The 22319-nt window shown below is 60.8% G+C and carries 20 protein-coding genes; 11 read left to right on the top strand and 9 right to left on the bottom strand.

Annotation, left to right across the window (positions count from 1 at the left end; all coding sequences use genetic code 11):
- Positions 1-143: 143 nt before the first annotated feature.
- Positions 144-2321 (top strand): hypothetical protein, encoded by a 2178-nt coding sequence (locus tag LOY70_RS06600; RefSeq protein ID WP_265034809.1) that lies wholly within the window; start codon positions 144-146, stop codon positions 2319-2321.
- A 285-nt stretch (positions 2322-2606) separates the two neighbouring features.
- On the opposite strand, the gene LOY70_RS06595 is transcribed toward LOY70_RS06600, so the two are convergent.
- Entirely contained in the window at positions 2607-2912 is a 306-nt protein-coding gene (locus LOY70_RS06595; RefSeq protein WP_265034807.1) for a DUF2288 domain-containing protein, read from the bottom strand.
- 340 nt (positions 2913-3252) lie between these two features.
- On the opposite strand from LOY70_RS06595, the gene LOY70_RS06590 reads away from it, so the two are divergent.
- From LOY70_RS06590 to LOY70_RS06570, 5 genes are all read left to right on the top strand, one after another.
- The gene (locus LOY70_RS06590) at positions 3253-4380 is read left to right on the top strand and encodes a branched-chain amino acid ABC transporter substrate-binding protein (protein WP_265034805.1); all 1128 of its coding nucleotides are present in this window, start codon (positions 3253-3255) and stop codon (positions 4378-4380) included.
- Positions 4381-4609: 229 nt separating this feature from the next.
- Positions 4610-5533, top strand: coding sequence for a high-affinity branched-chain amino acid ABC transporter permease LivH (gene livH / locus LOY70_RS06585; protein ID WP_014336891.1), 924 nt, complete (start codon positions 4610-4612; stop codon positions 5531-5533).
- Positions 5530-6798, top strand: a complete 1269-nt coding sequence (locus LOY70_RS06580; RefSeq protein WP_265034797.1) for a high-affinity branched-chain amino acid ABC transporter permease LivM — start codon at positions 5530-5532, stop codon at positions 6796-6798. Before livH ends, LOY70_RS06580 begins: the two co-directional genes overlap by 4 nt.
- Positions 6795-7562: a high-affinity branched-chain amino acid ABC transporter ATP-binding protein LivG gene (gene livG, locus LOY70_RS06575; protein ID WP_265034795.1), complete on the top strand. Its 768-nt coding sequence runs from the start codon at positions 6795-6797 to the stop codon at positions 7560-7562. Before LOY70_RS06580 ends, livG begins: the two co-directional genes overlap by 4 nt.
- Positions 7563-8264 carry an ABC transporter ATP-binding protein gene (locus LOY70_RS06570; protein ID WP_123342436.1) on the top strand — a complete coding sequence of 234 codons (702 nt, stop codon included), beginning with the start codon at positions 7563-7565 and terminating at the stop codon, positions 8262-8264.
- 130 nt (positions 8265-8394) lie between these two features.
- Here LOY70_RS06570 and LOY70_RS06565 read toward each other — a convergent pair whose 3' ends face one another.
- Complete coding sequence (locus LOY70_RS06565; protein ID WP_265034792.1) at positions 8395-9309, bottom strand: LysR family transcriptional regulator; 915 nt, start codon at positions 9307-9309, stop codon at positions 8395-8397.
- A gap of 104 nt (positions 9310-9413) precedes the next feature.
- On the opposite strand from LOY70_RS06565, the gene LOY70_RS06560 reads away from it, so the two are divergent.
- The 3 genes from LOY70_RS06560 to LOY70_RS06550 all read left to right on the top strand — a co-directional run bounded on the left by LOY70_RS06560 (position 9414) and on the right by LOY70_RS06550 (position 12432).
- Positions 9414-10013, top strand: coding sequence for a short chain dehydrogenase (locus LOY70_RS06560; RefSeq protein WP_265034790.1), 600 nt, complete (start codon positions 9414-9416; stop codon positions 10011-10013).
- Between the two features lie 60 nt (positions 10014-10073).
- Positions 10074-10745 carry a COG3650 family protein gene (locus LOY70_RS06555; protein ID WP_265034788.1) on the top strand — a complete coding sequence of 224 codons (672 nt, stop codon included), beginning with the start codon at positions 10074-10076 and terminating at the stop codon, positions 10743-10745.
- A gap of 73 nt (positions 10746-10818) precedes the next feature.
- A complete protein-coding gene (locus LOY70_RS06550) occupies positions 10819-12432 on the top strand; it encodes an NAD(P)/FAD-dependent oxidoreductase (protein WP_265034786.1) in 1614 nt (537 codons plus the stop codon).
- A 122-nt stretch (positions 12433-12554) separates the two neighbouring features.
- On the opposite strand, the gene LOY70_RS06545 is transcribed toward LOY70_RS06550, so the two are convergent.
- Entirely contained in the window at positions 12555-13649 is a 1095-nt protein-coding gene (locus tag LOY70_RS06545) for a PLP-dependent cysteine synthase family protein (protein ID WP_072349337.1), read from the bottom strand.
- A 266-nt stretch (positions 13650-13915) separates the two neighbouring features.
- On the opposite strand from LOY70_RS06545, the gene nhaA reads away from it, so the two are divergent.
- Positions 13916-15103, top strand: a complete 1188-nt coding sequence (nhaA, locus tag LOY70_RS06540) for a Na+/H+ antiporter NhaA (RefSeq protein ID WP_265034783.1) — start codon at positions 13916-13918, stop codon at positions 15101-15103.
- Positions 15104-15692: 589 nt separating this feature from the next.
- On the opposite strand, the gene LOY70_RS06535 is transcribed toward nhaA, so the two are convergent.
- Positions 15693-15818: a hypothetical protein gene (locus LOY70_RS06535; protein ID WP_256211728.1), complete on the bottom strand. Its 126-nt coding sequence runs from the start codon at positions 15816-15818 to the stop codon at positions 15693-15695.
- Positions 15819-15977: 159 nt separating this feature from the next.
- The gene (locus LOY70_RS06530; RefSeq protein ID WP_024776354.1) at positions 15978-16442 is read right to left on the bottom strand and encodes a glycine zipper 2TM domain-containing protein; all 465 of its coding nucleotides are present in this window, start codon (positions 16440-16442) and stop codon (positions 15978-15980) included.
- Positions 16443-16611: 169 nt separating this feature from the next.
- On the opposite strand from LOY70_RS06530, the gene LOY70_RS06525 reads away from it, so the two are divergent.
- Positions 16612-16896, top strand: a complete 285-nt coding sequence (locus LOY70_RS06525) for a hypothetical protein (RefSeq protein WP_123342446.1) — start codon at positions 16612-16614, stop codon at positions 16894-16896.
- Here LOY70_RS06525 and pdxH read toward each other — a convergent pair.
- The 4 genes from pdxH to dinG form a co-directional block, all read right to left on the bottom strand.
- Entirely contained in the window at positions 16844-17491 is a 648-nt protein-coding gene (pdxH, locus tag LOY70_RS06520) for a pyridoxamine 5'-phosphate oxidase (RefSeq protein ID WP_265034780.1), read from the bottom strand. The two genes, LOY70_RS06525 and pdxH, sit on opposite strands and share 53 nt — an antisense overlap.
- Before the next feature lie 24 nt (positions 17492-17515).
- Positions 17516-18628: an OmpA family protein gene (locus LOY70_RS06515; RefSeq protein WP_265034778.1), complete on the bottom strand. Its 1113-nt coding sequence runs from the start codon at positions 18626-18628 to the stop codon at positions 17516-17518.
- Positions 18629-18747: 119 nt separating this feature from the next.
- Positions 18748-19893: a serine hydrolase domain-containing protein gene (locus LOY70_RS06510; protein WP_265034776.1), complete on the bottom strand. Its 1146-nt coding sequence runs from the start codon at positions 19891-19893 to the stop codon at positions 18748-18750.
- 273 nt (positions 19894-20166) lie between these two features.
- Positions 20167-22311 (bottom strand): ATP-dependent DNA helicase DinG, encoded by a 2145-nt coding sequence (gene dinG, locus LOY70_RS06505; protein WP_123342450.1) that lies wholly within the window; start codon positions 22309-22311, stop codon positions 20167-20169.
- Between the last annotated feature and the right edge of the window lie 8 nt (positions 22312-22319).

Genomic DNA, 22319 nt, shown 5'->3' with positions numbered 1-22319 from the left:
GGAAAAAGATTATCCCGAGCGCTGCTCAGGCTGCAGCCCTGACCGCTTGGACCGACATTCGCGTTTATCCAGGCGTGAATTCCCATCCGCGAGGGTTCGATGACTGCAATCGTCGAGCCACCAGTTCAGGCACATGGCGCACAATGACCTCAAAAAAAACAGCCACTGCGGTATCCGATCTGACCTTGAGCCCGGCCGCCAACGGCCCTGAAGTCTCGAAGCCGTCGAGCCCCCCGCGCCCTCTGTCGAGCCAGCAGTACCTGTATTTCACCGAAACCAACACCGACCGTATCCTCGACAACCTCGACGGCCTGCGCGACACCGTATTCCCACGCCCGCCGCACCTGGTGGATGACAACAGCGAGCGTGACCAGCAGGAGTTCCCGTCGGTGTGCCTGATCGGCCTGGGTCGCTGCGGTTCCAACATCGCCCTGGACGTGGCCGAGTTGGTGTACAACGCCCGCAAGTTCTACCTCAACGAATTCAACGCCGAAGATAAAGGCTACAGCGACAAGGGCTACAGCCCTGCGCAGTGGATCCGCAACAACCTGCGCCTGGGCACCAGCAAGGCCAGCAAACCGGTGTTCCTGGTGGAACCGTTGGTGATGCTCGGTGACTTGGACAAGGACATCGCCGGGCGCATCCGCTTCTCACGCAAGGGCGAGAAAAGCGGCTTCTTGCGCGACTACAGCAAAATGAAAATCATGGACCTGTCGGAAGTCCATGCCGGTGGCGCCGGTAACGCGCCGATCCTGGGCCAGTACCTGGCCAAGATCATCCTGAACAAGGACACCCAGCGCTTCTCCAGCCCCGACTGGAAAATGATCCACTCGTACCTGATCGACAGCTGTGGCATCAAGGCCAACCAGTCGCGCCTGTACTTCTCGATTTTCAGTGCTGGCGGCGGTACGGGTTCGGGCATGGCCTCGGAGTTCGGCCTGGCCCAGCAGTATTCGTACATGAACAAGACGTTCGACACCAAGCCAATGGACGAACACGACAGCAAGAGCGGCCACTCCTTCGTCTTCGAGCCGATCTTCACCAGCGGCATCTGCGTGCTGCCGAACATCTCCGACCACCGTAGCGAAATGTCCGAAGCCCTGCACATCAACGCCGGACGCCTGCTGTGCAAATACCTGTCGGAAGAATGGGATTTCTCGTACAACTTCGCCAACGAAGACAGCAGCGAAGCCAGCGTCATGGGCCGTATCCGCCCGTGGAACGCGATGATGCTGATCTCCAACGACATCATGCGCTATGCCGAAGAAAGTGATGACGGCAACATCCAGAACATTGATGTCAATGCCATGGAAAAACACGCCAACCAGTACATCTCCCAACAGATCTTCAACATCCTGACGGCCCAGGCCGTGACCACCGACTACGACCAGAACTATTTCCGTCGTGCCGGCATCGACATCGGCGAAACCATTCGCCTGGACGCCAACGACCTGTTCATGAGCCTGGCCGGCCCAGTGGCGATTGCCTACGCCGAATCCGTCGTCCCGGAAACCCCGGCGCCAAGCGGCGACAAGTTCAAGGTGTTCGAGAAAGAGCCGCCGCGCCTGAACATCGACGACCTGTTCTTCCGCTCCATCGACCTGCCGCACTTCAACAAAGTCACCCAGGCCATCGAAGGCATCAGCCTGCTGCCAATCGAATCCAAGCGCTACCGCGCCTCGCTGGAGCAGTACAAGAACTCCGGCTACGACGCCGCGGCCCTGCATGACCTGCACTTCTTCAAGAACTGCTCGTCGGTGGTGTCCATCGTCTCGTTGCCCAAGGACTACAAGCTGTCCTACATGGACCTGAACCGGCTCAAGACCCACCTCAACAGCCTGTTCCCCAACACCACGCTCAAGCGTTACGCGCTGGTGATCGGCGCCTCGGCCAACTTGTCGCTGACCACCCTGATCGCCAAGAGTCCGTGCCTGTCGGATGATTTCCTGACCCTGATCGTGGCCTTTATCAAACGCTGCTTCGCCCGTAACCCGTACCGTTTCGACGACACCCTGGACAACTCGATCCTGGACTTCATCATCAATGAAGACTTCGACGAAGAACGGATCGACGAGCTGCTCAACGAATTCGAAAACCCGGCGAAAATCCTCGACACCAATTGGTACGCGATCAAGCCGATGTATGAGAAGAAGTACCGCGAGCTGATCAGCGACAAGGACAAGTTCGTCTCGATCAACGACATCCGCCTGTCCCGCGACTGCGTGAAGAAGGCCATCAAGTACCTGCGTGAGATTTACCGTCACCGCATCGGCAAGACCAAGGTTATTTCCCTGAATAACCATACGGGCAAGACTTACTGAGGCCCGGCGCAAGACCGAGTCGCCCCTTTCGCGAGCAAGCCCGCTCCCACATTGGACAGTGTTCACAACGCCTGTGGGAGCGAGCTTGCTCGCGATGGCGGCCTTAAAGCCCCCAAACAAACAACATCCAGAAACAATTGAGCAGCTCAAAGGCCACCCCATAAACTGTTCCCGTTACGTATACGTCACCCTACCCTGTGGCGTTTCGCCACGGCAGGCTGCCATCACGCTACTCACCTACACACTTTTGCGCGACCAAAATAACGACCCAAGTTGGTGCATTGATCAGTTCGACGCTCTTTCCTGGATCAAAATCCAGGGTGAAACCACCACTGCCCAAAGCCGCGGATCACGCTCCAGGAAATCCAGCGCCCGCGTTTCAGACAGCTTGGCGAGCTGCTCGGCGGCCAGCCAGGCGGCGACTTTGGTACCTTCGTCCCGGGCAACGGCCTCGGCAGCTGCGATCAAATCCAGTGCCGGATCGACCCACAATAGGGCACCCTTGGCGAAGAACGGCTCCAGCTCTTTCCAGGTAATGGGTGCGGTTTCACCAAGCAGTTTGGCATAGAGGGTGCTAGGTTCTTGATTCATGGGACCTGTCCGGAAAAGAAATCGGCGCGAATCATAACGTCGGTGGTCTGGCAGAAAAACCCGGTAGCAATTTGCAGCACCGATTGAAAAACGCAGGAAAGCCAAGGATTGCCGATATGTCCGGACAAACCCCGCCGCCATTCTGTCTTTTTCTTTCAATAAAGCGACACCCTCAGGTTTTGCCCCCAAGCGCCAGCTTCCCTTGCCAACAATCGGCGCTCTACACTGTACCGGTACAGTTGCCGGGGGCATTTTCCGCGGGGATATCCAAGATATCTGACCCGGTTCTGCTGCTACGGCGCCAGGACTATAAAAATTACAACAGCATGAGTGGAGCACTATGACTAAGGCTACTAAGCAGATTTCCAAACTGTTTGCCGCTATGGTTCTGGCCGGGGTTGCCAGCCATTCGTTTGCCGCCGACACCATCAAGATCGGCATCGCCGGCCCAAAAACCGGCCCTGTAGCCCAGTACGGCGACATGCAGTTCAGTGGCGCCAAGATGGCCATCGAACAGATCAACGCCAAGGGCGGCGTCGACGGCAAGAAGCTTGAAGCCGTTGAATACGATGACGCCTGTGATCCAAAACAAGCGGTCGCGGTCGCGAACAAAGTCGTCAACGACGGCATCAAGTTCGTGGTTGGCCACCTGTGCTCCAGCTCCACCCAGCCGGCTTCGGACATCTATGAAGACGAAGGCGTGATCATGATCACCCCGGCCGCTACCAGCCCGGACATCACCGCTCGCGGCTACAAGATGATCTTCCGCACCATCGGCCTGGACAGCGCCCAAGGCCCTGCGGCCGGCAACTACATCGCCGACCACGTCAAGCCGAAGATCGTTGCGGTCCTGCACGACAAGCAGCAATACGGCGAAGGCATCGCCAGCGCCGTGAAGAAAACCCTCGAAGGCAAGGGCATCAAGGTTGCCGTGTTCGAAGGCGTGAACGCCGGCGACAAAGACTTCTCCTCGATGATCGCCAAGCTCAAGCAAGCCAACGTCGACTTCGTCTACTACGGCGGCTACCACCCAGAGCTGGGCCTGATCCTGCGTCAATCCCAGGAAAAAGGCCTGAAAGCCAAGTTCATGGGTCCGGAAGGCGTGGGTAACGACTCGATCTCGCAAATCGCCAAGGACGCTTCCGAAGGCCTGCTGGTGACCCTGCCGAAATCCTTCGACCAGGATCCGGCCAACGTTGCCCTGGCTGACGCGTTCAAGGCCAAGAAAGAAGACCCGAGCGGTCCGTTCGTGTTCCCGTCCTACTCTGCAGTGACCGTGATCGCCGACGCCATCAAGGCTGCCAAGAGTGAAGACGCGGGCAAAGTGGCTGAAGCCATCCACGCCGGCACCTTCAAGACCCCTACCGGTGACTTGAGCTTCGACAAGAACGGCGACCTGAAAGACTTCAAGTTCGTGGTTTACGAGTGGCATTTCGGCAAACCTAAAACCGAAGCTTCGCCTCAGTAAGGCCTGGCCTGACTGACTGCCAATAAAGCCCACGGCGTGCCGTGGGCTTTGTTTTAAATGTATTGGGCCGCGCTGGCGTGATCCGCCAGTCTCCCCACCTGAAAATCTCAAAACCGTCATCAGCGGTTCGCTGGCAAACCTCGTGCTCGAAGTGGATGCAGATCCACGGGGCCGGGCGGGAAAATGACTCCACCAGTGAAATGCGTATCAGGTTTTTAGGAGCGCTGTAATGCCTGACATCTATCACTTCTTCCAGCAGCTGGTTAACGGCCTGACCGTTGGCAGCACGTATGCCTTGATCGCCATCGGCTATACGATGGTTTACGGCATCATTGGAATGATCAACTTCGCCCACGGCGAGGTGTACATGATCGGCTCCTACGTGGCGTTCATCGCCATCGCCGGGCTGGCCATGATGGGACTCGACAGTGTCCCGCTGTTGATGACCGCGGCCTTCATCGCGAGCATCGTGGTCACCAGTTCGTATGGCTACAGCATCGAACGGATCGCCTACCGCCCCCTGCGCGGCAGCAACCGTCTGATTCCACTGATTTCCGCCATTGGTATGTCGATCTTCCTGCAGAACACGGTTCTGCTTTCGCAAGACTCCAAGGACAAATCCATCCCCAACCTGATTCCGGGCAACTTTGCCATCGGGCCAGGTGGCGCACATGAAGTGCTGATTTCCTACATGCAAATCGTGGTGTTCGTGGTGACCCTGGTCGCCATGCTCGGCCTGACGCTGTTCATCTCCCGCTCCCGCCTGGGCCGTGCCTGCCGCGCCTGCGCCGAAGACATCAAGATGGCCAACCTGCTGGGCATCAACACCAACAACATCATCGCCCTGACCTTCGTCATCGGTGCGGCCCTGGCGGCCATCGCCGCGGTGCTGTTGAGCATGCAATACGGCGTGATCAACCCCAACGCCGGCTTCCTCGTGGGCCTCAAGGCCTTCACCGCCGCCGTACTGGGCGGCATCGGCAGCATTCCCGGAGCGATGCTCGGCGGGCTGGTGCTGGGCGTGGCGGAAGCCTTTGGCGCCGACATCTTCGGCGACCAGTACAAGGATGTCGTCGCGTTCGGCTTGTTGGTTCTGGTTCTGTTATTCCGGCCGACCGGCATCCTGGGCCGCCCGGAGGTTGAAAAAGTATGACTAGGCATCTCAAATCGGCGCTTTTCAGCGCCCTGCTGGTCTGGGCCGTGGCCTACCCGGTACTCGGTCTCAAACTGACCATCGTCGGTATCAATCTGGAAGTGCATGGCACCAGCCCGGCCATCCTGGCGACCATCGCCGTGTGTTCGGTCTTGATGTTCCTGCGCGTGCTGTTCAGCACGCAGATCAGCGCGGTGTGGAAGTCGTCTCCCGGCCTGCCGGTGATCCCGGCCAAGGCCAGCCACTTCCTGACCCTGCCGACCACCCAGCGCTGGATCGTGCTGGCCCTGATCGTTGGCGCACTGGTCTGGCCGTTCTTCGGCTCCCGTGGCGCGGTGGACATCGCCACGCTGATCCTGATCTACGTGATGCTGGGCCTGGGCCTGAACATCGTGGTCGGCCTGGCCGGCCTGCTGGACCTGGGCTACGTGGGTTTCTACGCCGTCGGGGCCTACAGCTACGCGCTGCTGTCCCACTACTTCGGCCTGAGCTTCTGGATCTGCCTGCCCATCGCCGGGATGATGGCCGCCACCTTCGGTTTCCTGCTGGGCTTCCCGGTGCTGCGCTTGCGCGGCGACTACCTGGCGATCGTGACCCTGGGCTTCGGCGAGATCATCCGGCTGTTCCTGCGCAACCTGACCGACATCACCGGCGGCCCGAACGGCATCAGCAACATCCCCAAGCCAACGTTCTTCGGACTGAGCTTCGATAGAACCGCCGCCGAAGGCCTGCAGACCTTCCACGAGTACTTCGGCCTGGAATACAGCTCGATCAACAAGGTGATTTTCCTCTACCTGGTTGCGCTGTTGCTGGCCCTCGCCGCGCTGTTCGTCATCAACCGCCTGCTGCGCATGCCGATTGGCCGTGCGTGGGAAGCGTTGCGTGAGGATGAAATCGCCTGCCGTGCGCTGGGTCTCAACCCGACCGTGATCAAGCTGTCGGCCTTCACCCTCGGTGCCGCGTTCGCCGGTTTTGCCGGCAGCTTCTTCGCCGCCCGTCAGGGCCTGGTGACGCCGGAATCCTTCACCTTCATCGAGTCGGCGATCATCCTCGCCATCGTGGTGCTGGGCGGAATGGGCTCGCAACTGGGGGTGATCCTGGCCGCCATCGTGATGATCCTGCTGCCGGAAATGATGCGTGAATTCAGCGAATACCGCATGTTGATGTTCGGCGCCCTGATGGTGCTGATGATGATCTGGCGTCCTCAAGGTCTGCTGCCTATGCAACGCCCCGTACTTAAACTAAGAGCGGAGCTGCGCAAATGAGCCGCGAGATCCTCAAGGTTGAAAATCTAAGCATGCGCTTCGGCGGTTTGCTGGCGGTCAACGGCGTGGCCCTGACCGTGAAAGAGAAACAGGTGGTGGCACTTATCGGGCCGAACGGCGCGGGCAAGACCACCGTGTTCAACTGCCTGACGGGTTTCTATCAGCCCACCGGCGGTACCATCCTGCTGGACGGCGAGCCGATCCAGGGCCTGGCCGGCCACCACATCGCCCGCAAAGGCGTGGTGCGCACCTTCCAGAACGTGCGGCTGTTCAAGGACATGACGGCGGTCGAGAACCTGTTGATCGCCCAGCATCGTCACCTGAACACCAACTTCTTTGCCGGCCTGTTCAAGACCCCGGCGTTCCGCAAGAGCGAACGCGAGGCCATGGAGTACGCCGAGTACTGGCTGGAAAAGGTCAACCTCAAGGAGTTCGCCAACCGTACCGCCGGGACCCTGGCCTACGGTCAGCAACGGCGCCTGGAAATCGCCCGCTGCATGATGACCCGTCCGCGGATCCTCATGCTCGACGAACCCGCCGCCGGCCTGAACCCGAAGGAAACCGAAGACCTCAAGGCGCTGATCGGCGTGCTGCGTGAGGAACACAACGTCACCGTGCTGCTGATCGAGCACGACATGAAGCTGGTCATGAGCATTTCCGACCACATCGTCGTGATCAACCAGGGCACGCCCCTGGCCGATGGCTCGCCGGAACAGATCCGTGACAATCCTGAAGTGATCAAAGCCTACCTGGGGGAAGCGTAAATGCTGCAGTTCGAAAACGTTTCCACCTTCTACGGCAAGATCCAGGCCCTGCACAGCGTCAACGTCGAAGTCCGCCAGGGCGAGATCGTGACGCTGATCGGCGCCAACGGCGCCGGCAAATCCACCCTGCTGATGACGCTCTGCGGTTCGCCCCAGGCCCACAGCGGCAGCATCCGCTACATGGGTGAGGAACTGGTGGGCCAGGACTCGTCGCAGATCATGCGCAAGAGCATTGCGGTGGTGCCGGAAGGCCGTCGGGTCTTTGCCCGGCTGACCGTGGAAGAAAACCTCGCCATGGGCGGTTTCTTCACCGACAAGGGCGACTATCAGGAACAAATGGACAAGGTACTGCACCTTTTCCCACGCCTGAAAGAACGCTTTACCCAGCGCGGCGGCACCATGTCCGGCGGCGAACAGCAAATGCTCGCCATCGGCCGTGCGCTGATGAGCAAACCCAAGCTGCTGCTGCTCGACGAGCCTTCCCTGGGCCTGGCACCGATCATCATCCAGCAGATCTTCGACATCATCGAACAGTTGCGCAAGGATGGCGTGACGGTGTTCCTGGTGGAGCAGAACGCCAACCAGGCGCTGAAGATCGCCGATCGGGCGTATGTGTTGGAGAACGGTCGGGTGGTCATGCAAGGCACCGGCGAGGCGCTGCTGACCGATCCGAAAGTGCGCGAGGCGTACCTGGGCGGTTGAGGCTGTAGCCATGGAAAAACGGCCTTCGGGCCGTTTTTTTTTGCCTGAATTTCCAGCGAACACAGCCCTGGTGGGAGAACACATTTGTGGAGAGGGGATTTATCCCCTCGCCATAGTTTTTCAGCAGTCGCTAGCGCTGGAGCCGATCCAACGCCTCCCCACTGCGCTTGAACCAGTCAATCAGATAGTCGGCCAACACCTGAGTACGCTTGGGCAACCCGCCTTGATACGGGTGCACCAGGTACATCGGCATGCGACGGGTCTGGTAATCGCGCAGCAACCAGCGCAGGCGCCCGTCAGCCAATTCTTCATGCAGCAGGTACGACGGCAACCGGGCGATGCCAGCACCAGCCAGGGCGGCTTTTTTCAACAGGCTGTAATGATTACTGGCGAACGGCCCCGACACCCGCACTCGCAACAATTCATGCTGCTGGTGATACAGCCATTCTTCGCGACCACTGTAGTGGCTGTTGAGCAGGCAACGGTGTTCCGCCAGGGCCTGGGGGGTTTCTGGTTCGCCATATTGATCGAGGTATGCCGGGCTGGCGCAGGTCATTTCGTGCCACGCCAGCAACGGCCGGGCTACCAATCGCTCATCGATGGCGGCGTCGGAGCGGATCGCCAGGTCGAAGCCATCGCGGGTCAGGTCGCGATAGCCGTTGTAGAGTTCCAGTTCAATCTGCACGTCGGGGTACGTGCGAGCGAACTCCAGCAGCAAACCTTCAAAGAAGGTTTCGCCCAACGAAACCGGAACCGTCATACGCACCGGCCCGGAAATATCGTCCTTCAACCGAGCCAATGCCTGACGCGCCCTCTCCACCTGCACCAGCAACGCCTGGGCCTGGGGCAACAACGCCGCACCGGCCGCCGTGAGGCTCAAGCGCCGTGTGGTGCGTTGCAGCAACACCACCGAAAACCGGCTCTCCAACAGGCTGATGCGCTTGGACAACTGGCCCTTGCTGCACCCCAACTGCTGGGCCGCCAAGGTAAAACTGCCGGCCTCCATCAACACGGCAAACGCCGCCAGGTCATCCATTTCGCTCATTGGATTGTTTCCAAATGAAAACCAAAGGTTGCCTATTAGCATGATTATCAATGGAAAGAACCCCTCTAGACTGAAAACTCGTTCAACCCACTAAGGAACAGCTCATGAAAATCCTGTTGATCGGCGCCAACGGCACCATTGGTTCGGCCATTGATAATGAACTGTCGCCGCGCCACGAAATTATTCGGATTGGCCGCCAGAGCGGTGAACTGCACGTGGATATCAGCGACAGCGCCTCGATCCGCGCCCTGTTCGAAAAAACCGGGCGCTTCGATGCGCTGATTTGCGCGGCGGGCAATGTCACCTTTGCGCCCCTGGGCGACATGACCGAAGAAAGCTTCGCCCTCGGTTTGAAAGACAAGCTGATGGGCCAGGTCAACCTGCTGCTGATCGGTCGCGAATTCGCCAACGACGGTGCGTCCTTCACCTTCACCACCGGCGTGCTCAGCCACGACCCGATCAAGAGCGGTGCTTCGGCGGCCTTGGTCAACGGCGCCCTGGACAGTTTCGTGCGCGCCGCGGCAATCGAGTTGCCACGGGGCATGCGGGTCAACTCGGTGAGCCCCAACGTGCTGCTGGAAGCCATGGACAAATACGCGCCTTATTTCCGCGGCTTCAAACCCGTACCCGCAGTGGATGTGGCATTGGCCTACGCCAAGAGCGTCGAAGGCCTACAAACCGGTCAGACCTTTCACGTGGGCTAATCCCCCTTGTGATGCAGGATCAGTCTGATAACGTGGCGGCACTTGTCTGGAGACCCAATGATGCGTGCCGCCCGCTCCCTGCTGTTTGTCGCCCTCCTGCCGCTCTTTGCCGGCTGCCAACTGCTCGATACCCGTCAGAGCGCCTCCCACGCTGGTCAGACGCGCATGCAAGGCGAACTCACGGCGGTCGATGGCAAGCTGGTGTTCCAGCCGTGCCAGGAACAGCGCCGCTACATCGTCAGCGACAGCGGTGGCACCAGCGTGCTGCAACAAGCCGCCAGCCTGGCCGATGACCGGGGCAAGCTGTTTGCCGATGTGCGTGGTCGTATCGTCTCCAGCGCAGCCGCCGGTACCGACAGCCAGCTGGACTTGGAACAGTTGTATCGCCTGGAGCGCTCGGGCACCGCTTGCGATGACGGGAACTTCAAGTTATTGATTCTGCGCGCCGCCGGCCATGGTCCCGAATGGAACCTCAAGGCCAGCGGCAAGGGCCTGGTTCTCGAACGTGAGGGCCAACCGCCGCTGGCCGTGCCTTTCATGGAGGAACAACTGGGCGATGGCCGCTTCAATCTCAGCACCGAGGCCAATGGCCAGAAGGTCGAGCTCTGGGTCACTCCCCAGCGCTGCATCGATAGCGTCACCGGCAGCGTTCAGCACATGAGCGCCGAACTGCGGGTCAACGGCCAGGTCCAGCGCGGCTGCGGTTACTTCGGTGGTGCGCGCGACGACTGATTCGACGGTTTTGGCTTATAATCGCCGGTTCACGCCTTGGCGCAGTTGTGCGCCCCGCGAACCGGATCCCGCCATGTTACGAATCACCGAACTCAAGCTGCCAATCGACCATCCCGAAGAAGACCTGCGCCCTGCCATCGTGCAGCGCCTGGGCATCGCCAGCGATGACTTGCTCGACTTCACCTTGTTCAAACGCAGCTACGACGCACGCAAAAAATCCTCCGAACTGTGCTTCATCTACACCATCGACCTGACGGCGCGCGATGAAGCCAGCCTGCTGCGCAAGTTCGCCGATGACCGTAACGTCAACGAAGCGCCGGATGTCAGCTACAAAGTGGTGGGCCAGGCCCCGGCCGACCTGAACCAACGGCCGATCGTGGTCGGTTTCGGCCCGTGCGGGATCTTCGCCGCCATGTTGCTGGCGCAGATGGGCTTCAAGCCGATCATCCTCGAGCGCGGCCCGGAAGTGCGCCAGCGCACCAAGGACACTTGGGGCCTATGGCGCAAAAGCGTGCTCAATCCCGAGTCCAACGTGCAATTCGGCGAGGGTGGCGCGGGAACGTTTTCCGATGGCAAGCTCTACAGCCAGATCAAGGATCCGAAGTTCCTGGGCCGCAAGGTCCTGCACGAGTTCGTCAAAGCCGGGGCGCCGGAAGAAATCCTCTACGTCAGCAAGCCACACATCGGTACGTTCCGTCTGACAGGCGTGGTGGAAAACATGCGTGAGCAGATTCGCGCCCTGGGCGGTGAAGTGCGCTTCCAGGAGCGGGTCACCGATGTGCTGATCGAGGACGGTCAACTGGTCGGCGTCGAGCTGGCCAGCGGCGAACGAATTCATTCAAGGCATGTGATCCTGGCCCTGGGCCACAGCGCCCGGGACACTTTCCGCATGCTCCACAGCCGCGGCGTGTACATGGAAGCCAAGCCATTTTCGGTGGGTTTCCGTATCGAACACCCGCAATCGCTGATCGACAGCGCGCGCCTGGGCAAGTACGCCGGCCACCCGAAACTGGGGGCCGCGGACTACAAACTGGTGCACCACGCCAAGAACGGTCGCTCGGTGTACAGCTTCTGCATGTGCCCGGGCGGTACCGTGGTGGCGGCGACTTCCGAGCCGAACCGCGTCGTGACCAATGGCATGAGCCAGTATTCACGCAACGAGCGCAACGCCAACTCCGGCATCGTCGTCGGTATTACCCCGGAAGTGGATTATCCGGGCGGCCCACTGGCGGGTATCGAGCTGCAAGAACGCCTGGAATCTCACGCCTTCGTCCTCGGTGGCAGCAACTACGAAGCCCCGGCGCAGTTGGTGGGCGATTTCATTGCCGGCAAACCGTCAACGGCACTGGGTAGCGTCGAACCGTCCTACAAGCCAGGCGTCTCGCTGGGCGACCTGGCCTTGGCCCTGCCGGACTTTGCCATCGAAGCCATCCGCGAAGCCTTGCCAGCGTTCGAAAAACAGATTCGCGGCTATTCCCTGCACGACGCCGTGCTGACCGGCATCGAGACCCGCACCTCGTCACCACTGCGCATTACTCGTAATGAATCGCTGCAGAGCCTGAACGTCAAGGGTCTGTTCCCGGCGGGTGAAGGCGCCGGTTATGCGGGCGGAATCCTCTCGGCGGGCGTGGACGGGATCCGGATTGCCGAGGCTGTGGCGCGGGACATTCTCGGCCTCGAGGCCTGACAGCAGTCCCCCTGTGGGAGCGAGCTTGCTCGCGATGGCGGCTTAACATTCAACACTGACGTTGACTGACCCACCGCTATCGCGAGCAAGCTCGCACACAGGGATTTCAGCGTCTGGAAGATTCAGATATTAGCCCGCAACACGCTTTCCGGCAGCGCCTCACCCCGCTCCACACTCGCCGCCACGGCAGCCATCAGCCCACTCAACTCATAGCCCTGGGCCTTGAGCCACGCCGGATCGTAATAGGTCGTGGCATAGCGCTCACCGCCGTCGCACAAAATCGCCACGATCGACCCCGACTCCCCCGCTTCAACCATCTGCCTCGCGGCGATCAGCGCGCCGATCAGGTTCGTACCACTGGACCCACCGACCCGCCGCCCCAAGCGCTCGGCCAGGTAATGCATGGCCGCCAGTGACAAGGCGTCCGGGACCTTGACCATCGCATCGATGACTTTCGGCAAGAACGACGCCTCGACCCGTGGCCGGCCGATACCCTCGATTCGCGAGCCGCAATCCAGGCGCAGGCTGGCATCGCCGCTGCGGTAGTAATCGAAGAACACCGACCGTTCGGCGTCGGCACACAGCACGCGGGTGCCATGCTGGCGATAGCGGACATAACGTCCCAGGGTGGCCGTGGTACCGCCCGTGCCGGGGCTGGAAATCAGCCAGCTCGGCTCCGGATGTCGCTCGAAGCGCATCTGCTGGAAGATCGACTCGGCAATGTTGTTATTGGCCCGCCAGTCCGTGGCGCGTTCGGCATAGGTGAACTGGTCGATGAAGTGACCGTCATGTTCACGGGCCAGGCGTTCGGACTCGGCGTATATCTGCGTAGGATCGTCCACCAGGTGGCTCTGGCCGCCATAGAAAGCGATCTGTGCGATTTTTTCCCTAGAGGTGGTCGCCGGCATCACCGCGATAAAGGGCAGGCCGAGCAGCCTTGCAAAGTACGCTTCCGAAATGGCTGTCGAGCCGCTGGAAGCCTCGATCACCGGCGCACCGGGCTTGAGCCAGCCGTTACACAACGCGTAGAGAAACAGCGAACGAGCCAGCCGATGCTTGAGACTGCCGGTGGGATGACTGGACTCATCCTTGAAATACAGCTCGATTCCCGGCAGGCCTGGCAGCGGCAGGGGAATCAGGTGTGTATCGGCACTGCGCTGGAAGTCAGCCTCAATGATGCGAATCGCTTCGCGCGCCCACTGGCGGTGGTCGTTCATGGTGTCCTCTCACTGGATCGGTTCGACGCGGGGAAACCTGACGGTCATGCAGGCGCGACGTGGTCTCGGAAAAACCAGGCGCAAGCTTAGGAAAAAACCGACATCACGCACAGGTACAGCTAAGGTCCAATATGCCCCGTAACTGCCCGACTGTGCGGCGCACGCGTCGTAACGACATATAACAAAAAAGAATATAACTTTTGTTTTAACAACTAACAGTACGGGTTAGGGTGTGCCATCTTTTTGATTCGATAGGGAGAGCGATCGTGCCTCTACGTAACTCCTTGACACGTTTTTTCCAGCTGGAAGCGGCCAGCGGCCTGCTGTTGATCGCCGCCGCCGTACTGGCCCTGGCCATCAACAATTCGCCGCTCTCCTGGTTGTACAACGGCCTGCTGGACACGCCGGTAGTGGCCCAGGTCGGGGCGCTGAAGATCGCCAAACCGCTGTTGCTGTGGATCAACGACGGCCTGATGGCAATGTTCTTCCTGCTCATCGGCCTCGAGGTCAAACGTGAGGTACTCGGCGGGCAATTGTCCAAACCCTCGCAAATCGTCCTGCCGGGTGCGGCAGCGATTGGCGGCATGGTCGTACCGGCGCTGATCTACTGGTTCCTCAACCGCGACAATCCCCCCGCCCTCGCAGGCTGGGCGATTCCAACGGCCACTGACATTGCGTTCGCCCTCGGCGTGCTGGCCTTGCTGGGCAAGCGGGTGCCGGTGTCGCTCAAACTGTTCCTGATGACGCTGGCAATCATCGACGACCTGGGCGCCATTATCATCATCGCGATCTTTTACTCCGGCGCTCTGTCCAGCTTGTCGCTCATATTGGCGGCCGTCTGCATCGCCGTGCTGGTGGCGTTGAACCGGATGGGCGTGGTCAAGCTCGGGCCCTACATGGTCGTCGGCCTGATCCTGTGGGTCTGCGTGCTCAAGAGCGGTGTCCACGCCACCCTCGCCGGGGTGACCCTGGCGTTCTGCATTCCGCTGCAGACAAAAAACGCCGAAACCTCGCCGTTGCTGACTCTGGAACACGCCCTCCATCCCTGGGTGGCCTACGGCATCCTGCCACTGTTCGCCTTCGCCAATGCTGGCCTGTCCCTGAGCGGCGTCACCGTCGAAAGCTTCACCCACCACGTGCCGATGGGCATCGCGATCGGCCTGTTGCTGGGCAAGACCGTCGGCGTCTTCGGCCTGACCTGGCTGGCGGTGAAAATCGGTATCGCCAGCCTGCCCGCCGGGGCTAACTGGGGGCAGGTACTGGGGGTGGCGATCCTGTGTGGCATTGGCTTCACCATGAGCCTGTTCGTCGGCTCCCTGGCGTTCGAGCCTGGTGTCAGCGACTACGCCGGCATGGATCGGATGGGGATCCTCACCGGTTCGATCCTGGCGGCGTTGCTGGGTTATGCGGTGACGGCGGCGGCCAGTCGTAAGCGGGCTGTGTTGTCTTCCTGATCTCTCATTCTAAAAGCTGAGGTTGGTGTGTATATCCGTTGCTGCGGTAACGGCTGCTGGCGGTTCCGCCCTGACGGCGGGTCACTTTCGAAAATCCGGAAGCCGGCCCAGGCGAAAGTAACCAAAGCGCTTCTGCCCCACCACTCGGTGCCTCGCCTAGGCTCGGCATGCCTGAACGCAGGCATTGCTCCGTGGGCCCGCCGCGAAGGGCCATCCATGGCCCAGCGCGGCTAACCCGGCATCCATGCCGGGTTGCCCACTGCGCAATACCTGCGTTCAGCCAGCGTGGTTAATGGGGCTCCGAGATCAACGTCCAGAGCAAAAGCAAGAGCAATAGCAAGAGCGTCTAAGTTGAATAGCAACTATCGCGAGCAGGCTCGCATTAAATTTTCAGCAAACACAAAACTTATATAAAACATAGACCACTGTGGGAGCGAGCTTGCTCGCGATGACGACAGCAGGTCCAACATCTATGTAACTGAACTACCGCCATCGCGAGCAAGCTCGCTCCCACAGGAGGAACGCGTTCACGCTAAGCCAGGTCGGCTATAAGGCCGCCTCGCGTACGCTTTTGATCGTGGGCGCCCCGTTAGACCACGCTGGCCGAACGCAGGCATTGCGCAGTGGGCATCCCGGCATGGATGCCGGGATAGCCGCGCTGGGCCATGGATGGCCCTTCGCGGCGGCCCACGGAGCAATGCCGGAGAGAGGGCATGCCGAGCCTAGGCGAGGCACCGAGTGGTGGGGCATGAGCGTTTTGCTTACTTTTGCGCTTCTCAAAAGTGAGCCGCCGTAAGGGCGGAACCGCCAGCAGCCGTTACGGAAATAACGGATATACACACCAACTCAGGAATCCCGCCCGTAAACCCGTAAATTAGTGCGACACGCGACTCGTGCCACCCACAGTGGAAATACGAACCCGCTCACCCACACGGAACACCTCGTTTTCCTGAACCTGCTGCACATAGGCACGCATGCTGCCATCGTCCTCACGAACAGTGATTTCCACACCCTGAGTACGAGTCAAGCCTTCTTCAGTAGCCGAGCCAATCAAGCCACCCGCCACGGCACCGATCACCGCCGCGACAATACTGCCACGGCCGCCACCAATGGCACTGCCGCCTACACCACCGACCACAGCACCGGCCGCACCGCCGATTGGGGTCTTGGTGCCTTCGATCTTGACCGGACGCAGGGATTCGATGGTCCCCATGCGAATTGTCTGCACGCGACGCGCTTCGTCACGGGAGTAGGAGTCACCGGTCAAGCTCGACTGACAGCCAGTGAGCAACATCGCCATCGTGGAAAAGGAAGCAACCAGCAAAACAGACTTACGCATAGCATCAACTCCAAAAGACAGGTATTCATTAAACTCCGCAGCTTGCCGCCTGTCACGGCCTCGCCGGGATAAAAAGGGTTTCATTCAGGTGGGATACAGGCATGCCCGAAAATTCATCTCACAGTAGCGCCAATTTCCGATATCCGCGTTACCGACCCAAGGATTTTTCATGGATTATTTCATCATAGTCGCTACCACCGTGGCCGGTCTGTACTTCCACTGGTGGCTATATGTACGCATCAAACGCTGGATGGATCGCGACCTGGCATTGTCGTTGGCGGGGCAGGATGAGCAGAAAAAAACCTACATGCTGCAACAACTGGCCCGCGCCAAAGAGCAAGGCATCAAGCGTCGGGACCTGCAGCCATGGCTTCAAACCGCTGCCGCAGGGTATCCCAATGCTAAGGCGCCAGACGCTCGCGAGTCCAGTTCGCCCCTTGCAGGCGGTAGTTGAGGCGGTCATGCAAGCGGCTCGGGCGGCCCTGCCAGAACTCGATGCGCTCGGGCAGTAGACGATATCCGCCCCAATGTTCGGGGCAGTGCGGCTGGTTGTCGCTGAAGCGCTGTTCCGTGGCCTTGAGCAAGTCTTCCAACTCGCCGCGACCGGCAATCACCCGGCTCTGAGGTGAGGCCCAGGCGCCGAGACGGCTGCCCAGCGGGCGCACCTGATAATAGGCGTCCGACTCCTGCGCCGTGACCTTGACCACTTTGCCTTCGATGCGCACCTGACGTTCCAGGGTCGGCCAGAAAAACGTCATGGCCGCGAAAGGATTCGCTGCCAGTTGCTGGCCCTTGGCGCTGTCATAATTGGTAAAGAACGTGAAGCCCTCGGCGTCCAGTCCCTTGAGCAGCAGGATCCGACAGTGCGGGCGCCCGTCAGCGTCCACCGTCGCCAGGGTCATGGCGTTGGCCTCTACCGGAGCCTGCTCGGTTTTCACCGCGTCGGCGAACCATTGGTGGAACAGCGCGAATGGCTCGGCCGGGGCTTGCGCCTCGGTCAGGCCGTCGCGGGTATAGTCGCGGCGCATATCAGCCAGCGCTTGGGTCATGGCGCGTTCCTTGTGGTTAGCCCATCACTGTTTGGGGGTATCGGCGGCCGCGACTTTCTTGGTATCGGTGGCGGCTTTGGCCGGTTGCGGTTTCTTCGCCGGAGTTGCCTTGGCCGGGGTTTTCTTCGTCGCAGCCTTGGCTACGGCTTTTTTAGCCGGGGCTTTTTTGGTCGTCGGGGTCACGGCTTTCTTAGCCGCAGGCGCTGGAGCTGGCGCCACCACCGGCTTCGCGTCCTGGGCAGCCACCAGCGTCACTGGCGCAGGCGCAGGCATGTTGTATTTGCTCAGCAGCGCAACCATGGTGTCCGCTGGCGTGACCAGCAGTTCCACGCGACGGTTCAAGGCACGGCCTTCCACGCTGTCGTTGGCCGCACGGGGCGCAACCGCGCCCATGCCACGCAGCATCAAGCGATCACGTTGCAAGCCGCTGAGACGGAAAATCGCCGCCACGGACTGGGCACGTTCCTGGCTGAGTTTCAGGTTGGCCGGCGCAGCGCCCGAGGTGTCGGCGTGGCCGAGGACCAGCACGGCGGTTTTCGGGTCGGCTTCGAGGATCTTGGCTACGCGCGTGAACGGGCCAAGGGTCACAGGCAGCAGCATCGCCGGACGGTCGGGGTTGAAGGAGCTGTCCACCGGCGCGGTCACCACCAGCACATCGTCGCGACGTTCAATCTCGAGCTTGCTGTCCTTGATAGCGGTGCGCAATTTCGGCTCGTAATCGTCGAGCCAGGCCTGGGTGACTTTCGGGTCAGGCATCGGCACCGCCTTCGCGGTTTCCTGATCCTTCCCACCGAACGGCCACCACCACTTGCCATTGTTTTCAGCAGCAGCTTCAGCCTTGGCAACGGCGACCGGTGCCTTGGCTTCAGGCTTCGGCTCGTCTTTTTTGGCGACATCCGAAGTCGCATCATCGGAAGAGAACGGCCACCACCAGTGAGTGGCGCCCTCGGCCTTCGCTTGCGGCGCAACGGCGGCCGGCTTCAAAGGCGCGGCTGGCGGCGTCTCTTTGACCGCCACTTTGTCCGAAGAGCCGAACGGCCACCAGCCACCGCTGCCCTCGGCATCATTTTGTGGGGTTTGAGCGCAACCGGTAATAGCGAAGCACAGCGCCAGAGCGAGGGTTTTATTCGATGACATTGGATATCCACAAAATGATGTAAATGAAAAAACAAAAGGCCATGTTTGGGCCGCATAAACAGACGCTTTGAAACTGGAAAGGGCACGAGGTTCCGGTACCCATCGCCTTCAATGGCGGTTTACAGACAAGTGGCAAGGACCCTCGCCAGGCTCTGCGCGCGCGGGTCCATCAACACGTAGGGCCCGAGTGTGTTCGTCACGAAGCCGAACGCCACATCATGCTCCGGATCGGCAAACCCGATGGAGCCTCCCGCCCCCGGATGACCGAATGCCCGTGGCCCGAGGCCGTAGGTGGCGTTCGGCACATCCGGCTGGTCGAGCATGCAGCCCAAGCCGAAACGGGTCTGGGTCAGCAATGTCTTGTCTTCGCCGAAGCTGTGCTGGCGAGTCAGCTCGTCGAGCATTTCCCCTTCCAGCAGGCTTCCGTCCAACAGACCGGCGTAGAACCCGGCGAGGCTGCGGGCATTGCCGTGGCCATTGGCCGCCGGTTGCTGCATGCGCCGCCATTCCGGCTTGTTGGTGCTGGTCATGATCGATGGCGGGTTGGTGAACGCCCGGGTGGTCATGGCCGTGGGTTCACGCATCGTCACCTGCAGCAGGCGCTGGGCCGCCGCATCGCCGACATTGCCTTTGCCGCGGGCGATGTGGGCCACGCGATGAAACTCTTCATCGGCCAGGCCAACGTGGAAATCCAGGCCCAACGGCTTGGCCACTCGGGCGCCGATAGACTCGCCCGGACCACGACCATCGGCCCTGCGCAGCAGTTCGCCGATCAGCCAGCCGTAGGTGATCGCGGCGTAGCCATGGCCCTCGCCTGGTGTCCACCAGGGGGTTTCAGCAGCCAGGGCATCGACCATGGCTTGCCAGTCATAAAGCGCCTCGGGCGGCAGCAACTCACGCAACGCCGGCAACCCGGCCTGATGGCAAAGCAATTGACGCAAAGTAATGGATTGCTTGCCGGCTACGGCGAACTCGGGCCAATAGCGGGCGACCGGGGCATCCAGCTGCAACTTGCCCTCGGCCACCAGTTGCAGCGCGGTGACGGCGGTGAACGTCTTGGTGCAAGAAAACAGATTGGCGATGGTGTCGCTGTGCCAGGCTTCACTGCCATCCTTGTCGGCCGTGCCGGCCCACAGATCGATGACGGTCCGGCCACCGACCTGAATGCACAACGCCGCGCCGCGCTCCTGGGGATCGTCGAACAGCGCCGCGAACGCTTCACGTACTGACTCGAACTGAAGCTCATAATGGCCTTGAATCTGCACCCGCAACTCCCTTGAAACAAAGACTTTTTAGAGTGGCTGGCATTGTTTCAGGCATTAGGTCATTTGGGAACCGCCACAGGACGGCTGGCTGGACACTGTCCTTGTGGCGAGGGGATTTATCCCCGCTGGGTTGCAAAGCAGCCCCCCCCCCGAACAGCCAATGCTATTTATCCTGGCACTCTGAGTCGCCTGGCTTCAGGGCCGCTTCGCGCCCCAGCGGGGATAAATCCCCTCACCACAAAATAAGCTTCCTGAACGCAAAATTACGGCGTATCAGGAAATCTCCCGCCGAAACGGCGGCAACGCATTGAGAATCGCCTTGCCGTAGCGCTGGGTGACCAGCCGTCGGTCGAGCAAGGTGATGGTGCCGCGATCTTCTTCGGTACGCAGCAACCGACCGCAGGCCTGGACCAGTTTCAGCGAGGCGTCCGGCACGGAGATTTCCATGAACGGGTTGCCGCCACGCGCCTCGATCCACTCGGCCAACGCCGCTTCCACCGGGTCGTCGGGAACCGAGAACGGGATCTTGGCGATCACCACATGCTCGCAATAGGCACCGGGTAAATCCACGCCTTCGGCAAAACTCGCCAGGCCGAACAACACGCTGGAATCGCCACCGTCGACCCGCGCCTTGTGCTTGTTCAGGGTTTCCTGTTTCGACAGGTTGCCCTGGATGAACACTTGCTTGCGCCAGTCACGGTCAAGGCCATCGAACACGTCCTGCATCTGCTTGCGCGAGGAAAACAGCACCAGGGTGCCCCGTGAGCCTTCCACCAGTTCTGGCAGGTCGCGGATGATCGCGGCGGTGTGGGCGGCGGCATCCCGTGGATCGGCCTTGAGATCCGGCACCCGCAGCACGCCGGCGTCGGCGTGGTGGAACGGGCTCGGGACCACGGCGGTCACGGCCTTCTTCGGCAAGCCGGCGCGCATGCGGAAACGGTCGAAAGTGCCCAGGGCGGTCAGCGTGGCGGAAGTCACCAGCGCGCCGTAGGCCACGTTCCACAGGTTGCGACGCAACATTTCCGCGGCCAGGATCGGGCTGGCATTGACCTCGATATCGAACAGCGAACCGCTTTCGGCCAAAGTCAGCCACCGCGCCATGGGCGGGTTGTCTTCCGGGTCTTCGGCGGTGAATGCTGTCCACAGCTCCCAGTTACCCTGGGAACGGGACAATAAGCTGCCGAACAGCGGGTACCACTCCTCGGCCTGGTTGCTGGCGATACCGATGTTGACCTCGCCATCCATGCCTTCCTTGAGCAAGTCGGTCAGACGCGTGAACAGATCGGTCAGGCGCGCAAAACCTTTCTTGAGTTCGATGCCCATTTCGCGCATGTGCTCTGGGATCACGCCACCGACGAAACGATGGCGTGGCCGCTCACGGCCCTCGACGTCTTCGCCTGGCTTGAAATCGGCCACTTGCTCGCAGGCGCTGAACATGAACTGCTGGTTCGTCTTGATTTCCCGCGCCAGCTCCGGCACTTGCTCGATGAACTTGCCCAAGTCGCCCGGCAGCGGGTGCTGGGCCAACAGTTTGGTGAGGTTCTTGGCGGTGGTTTCCAGCCAGTCGGCGGTGGACCGCAACCGGGTGTAGTGGGCGAAATGGCCGATGGCCTTGTCCGGCAGGTGATGGCCTTCGTCGAACACGTAGATCGTGTCCCGTGGGTCCGGCAGCACCGCACCGCCGCCCAGGGCCAGGTCGGCCAGGACCATGTCGTGGTTGGTGACGATGACGTCGACCTTGCCCATGCCTTCGCGAGCCTTGTAGAAGGCGCACTGGCCGAAGTTCGGACAATGTCGGTTGGTGCACTGGCTATGGTCGGTCGTCAGACGGGACCAGTCGGCGTCTTCCAGGGCCGTGGACCAGCTGTCGCGGTCGCCGTCCCACTTATTGCCCGCCAATTTCTCGATCATGCTGGTGAACAGCTTCTGGCTGGCCTCATCGACTTCGATCTTGAAGCCTTCTTCTTCGAACAGCTGGGCCGTGGCGGTCTGCGCCTGGCCTTCCTGGAGCAACATGTCGAGCTTGGACAGGCACATGTAGCGCCCGCGGCCCTTGGCCAGCGCGAACGTGAAGTTCAGCCCACTGTTGCGCATCAGGTCAGGCAGGTCCTTGTAGACAATCTGTTCCTGCAGGGCGACGGTGGCCGTGGCGATCACCAGGCGCTTGCCGGCGGCCTTGGCCGTGGGGATCGCCGCCAGGCTGTAGGCCACGGTCTTGCCGGTACCGGTGCCGGCTTCCACCGCCACCACGGCGGGCTCGCCACTGCGCCGGCCTTCGTCGTCGGTGTCGATGTCACCCAGGACTTTTGCCACTTCGGCAATCATCAGGCGCTGGCCATATCGCGGCTTGAGGCTCTTGGCTTCGAGAAAACGCGAATAGGCGCCCTGGATCGTGGTTTTGAGTTCGGTGCTGATCATGAATGGTC

The organism is Pseudomonas sp. B21-054 (genome assembly GCF_026016345.1).
Classification (GTDB): Bacteria; Pseudomonadota; Gammaproteobacteria; order Pseudomonadales; family Pseudomonadaceae; genus Aquipseudomonas.
Note: the sequence above shows the minus strand (reverse complement) of the source record. Positions and strands in the feature narration are given on the sequence as shown.

Excerpts from the sequence above, each read along its gene's own strand:
- LOY70_RS06555 (WP_265034788.1), top strand. The coding sequence starts at position 10,074 with ATGCGTGCCGCCCGCTCCCTGCTGTTTGTCGCCCTCCTGCCGCTCTTT.
- dinG (WP_123342450.1), bottom strand. The coding sequence starts at position 22,311 with ATGATCAGCACCGAACTCAAAACCACGATCCAGGGCGCCTATTCGCGT.
- LOY70_RS06600 (WP_265034809.1), top strand. The coding sequence starts at position 144 with ATGACCTCAAAAAAAACAGCCACTGCGGTATCCGATCTGACCTTGAGC.
- livG (WP_265034795.1), top strand. The coding sequence starts at position 6,795 with ATGAGCCGCGAGATCCTCAAGGTTGAAAATCTAAGCATGCGCTTCGGC.
- LOY70_RS06525 (WP_123342446.1), top strand. The coding sequence starts at position 16,612 with ATGGATTATTTCATCATAGTCGCTACCACCGTGGCCGGTCTGTACTTC.
- LOY70_RS06590 (WP_265034805.1), top strand. The coding sequence starts at position 3,253 with ATGACTAAGGCTACTAAGCAGATTTCCAAACTGTTTGCCGCTATGGTT.
- livH (WP_014336891.1), top strand. The coding sequence starts at position 4,610 with ATGCCTGACATCTATCACTTCTTCCAGCAGCTGGTTAACGGCCTGACC.
- LOY70_RS06595 (WP_265034807.1), bottom strand. The coding sequence starts at position 2,912 with ATGAATCAAGAACCTAGCACCCTCTATGCCAAACTGCTTGGTGAAACC.
- LOY70_RS06570 (WP_123342436.1), top strand. The coding sequence starts at position 7,563 with ATGCTGCAGTTCGAAAACGTTTCCACCTTCTACGGCAAGATCCAGGCC.
- LOY70_RS06545 (WP_072349337.1), bottom strand. The coding sequence starts at position 13,649 with ATGAACGACCACCGCCAGTGGGCGCGCGAAGCGATTCGCATCATTGAG.
- LOY70_RS06580 (WP_265034797.1), top strand. The coding sequence starts at position 5,530 with ATGACTAGGCATCTCAAATCGGCGCTTTTCAGCGCCCTGCTGGTCTGG.
- LOY70_RS06550 (WP_265034786.1), top strand. The coding sequence starts at position 10,819 with ATGTTACGAATCACCGAACTCAAGCTGCCAATCGACCATCCCGAAGAA.
- LOY70_RS06560 (WP_265034790.1), top strand. The coding sequence starts at position 9,414 with ATGAAAATCCTGTTGATCGGCGCCAACGGCACCATTGGTTCGGCCATT.
- pdxH (WP_265034780.1), bottom strand. The coding sequence starts at position 17,491 with ATGACCCAAGCGCTGGCTGATATGCGCCGCGACTATACCCGCGACGGC.
- LOY70_RS06535 (WP_256211728.1), bottom strand. The coding sequence starts at position 15,818 with ATGCCCTCTCTCCGGCATTGCTCCGTGGGCCGCCGCGAAGGGCCATCC.
- LOY70_RS06515 (WP_265034778.1), bottom strand. The coding sequence starts at position 18,628 with ATGTCATCGAATAAAACCCTCGCTCTGGCGCTGTGCTTCGCTATTACC.
- LOY70_RS06530 (WP_024776354.1), bottom strand. The coding sequence starts at position 16,442 with ATGCGTAAGTCTGTTTTGCTGGTTGCTTCCTTTTCCACGATGGCGATG.
- LOY70_RS06565 (WP_265034792.1), bottom strand. The coding sequence starts at position 9,309 with ATGAGCGAAATGGATGACCTGGCGGCGTTTGCCGTGTTGATGGAGGCC.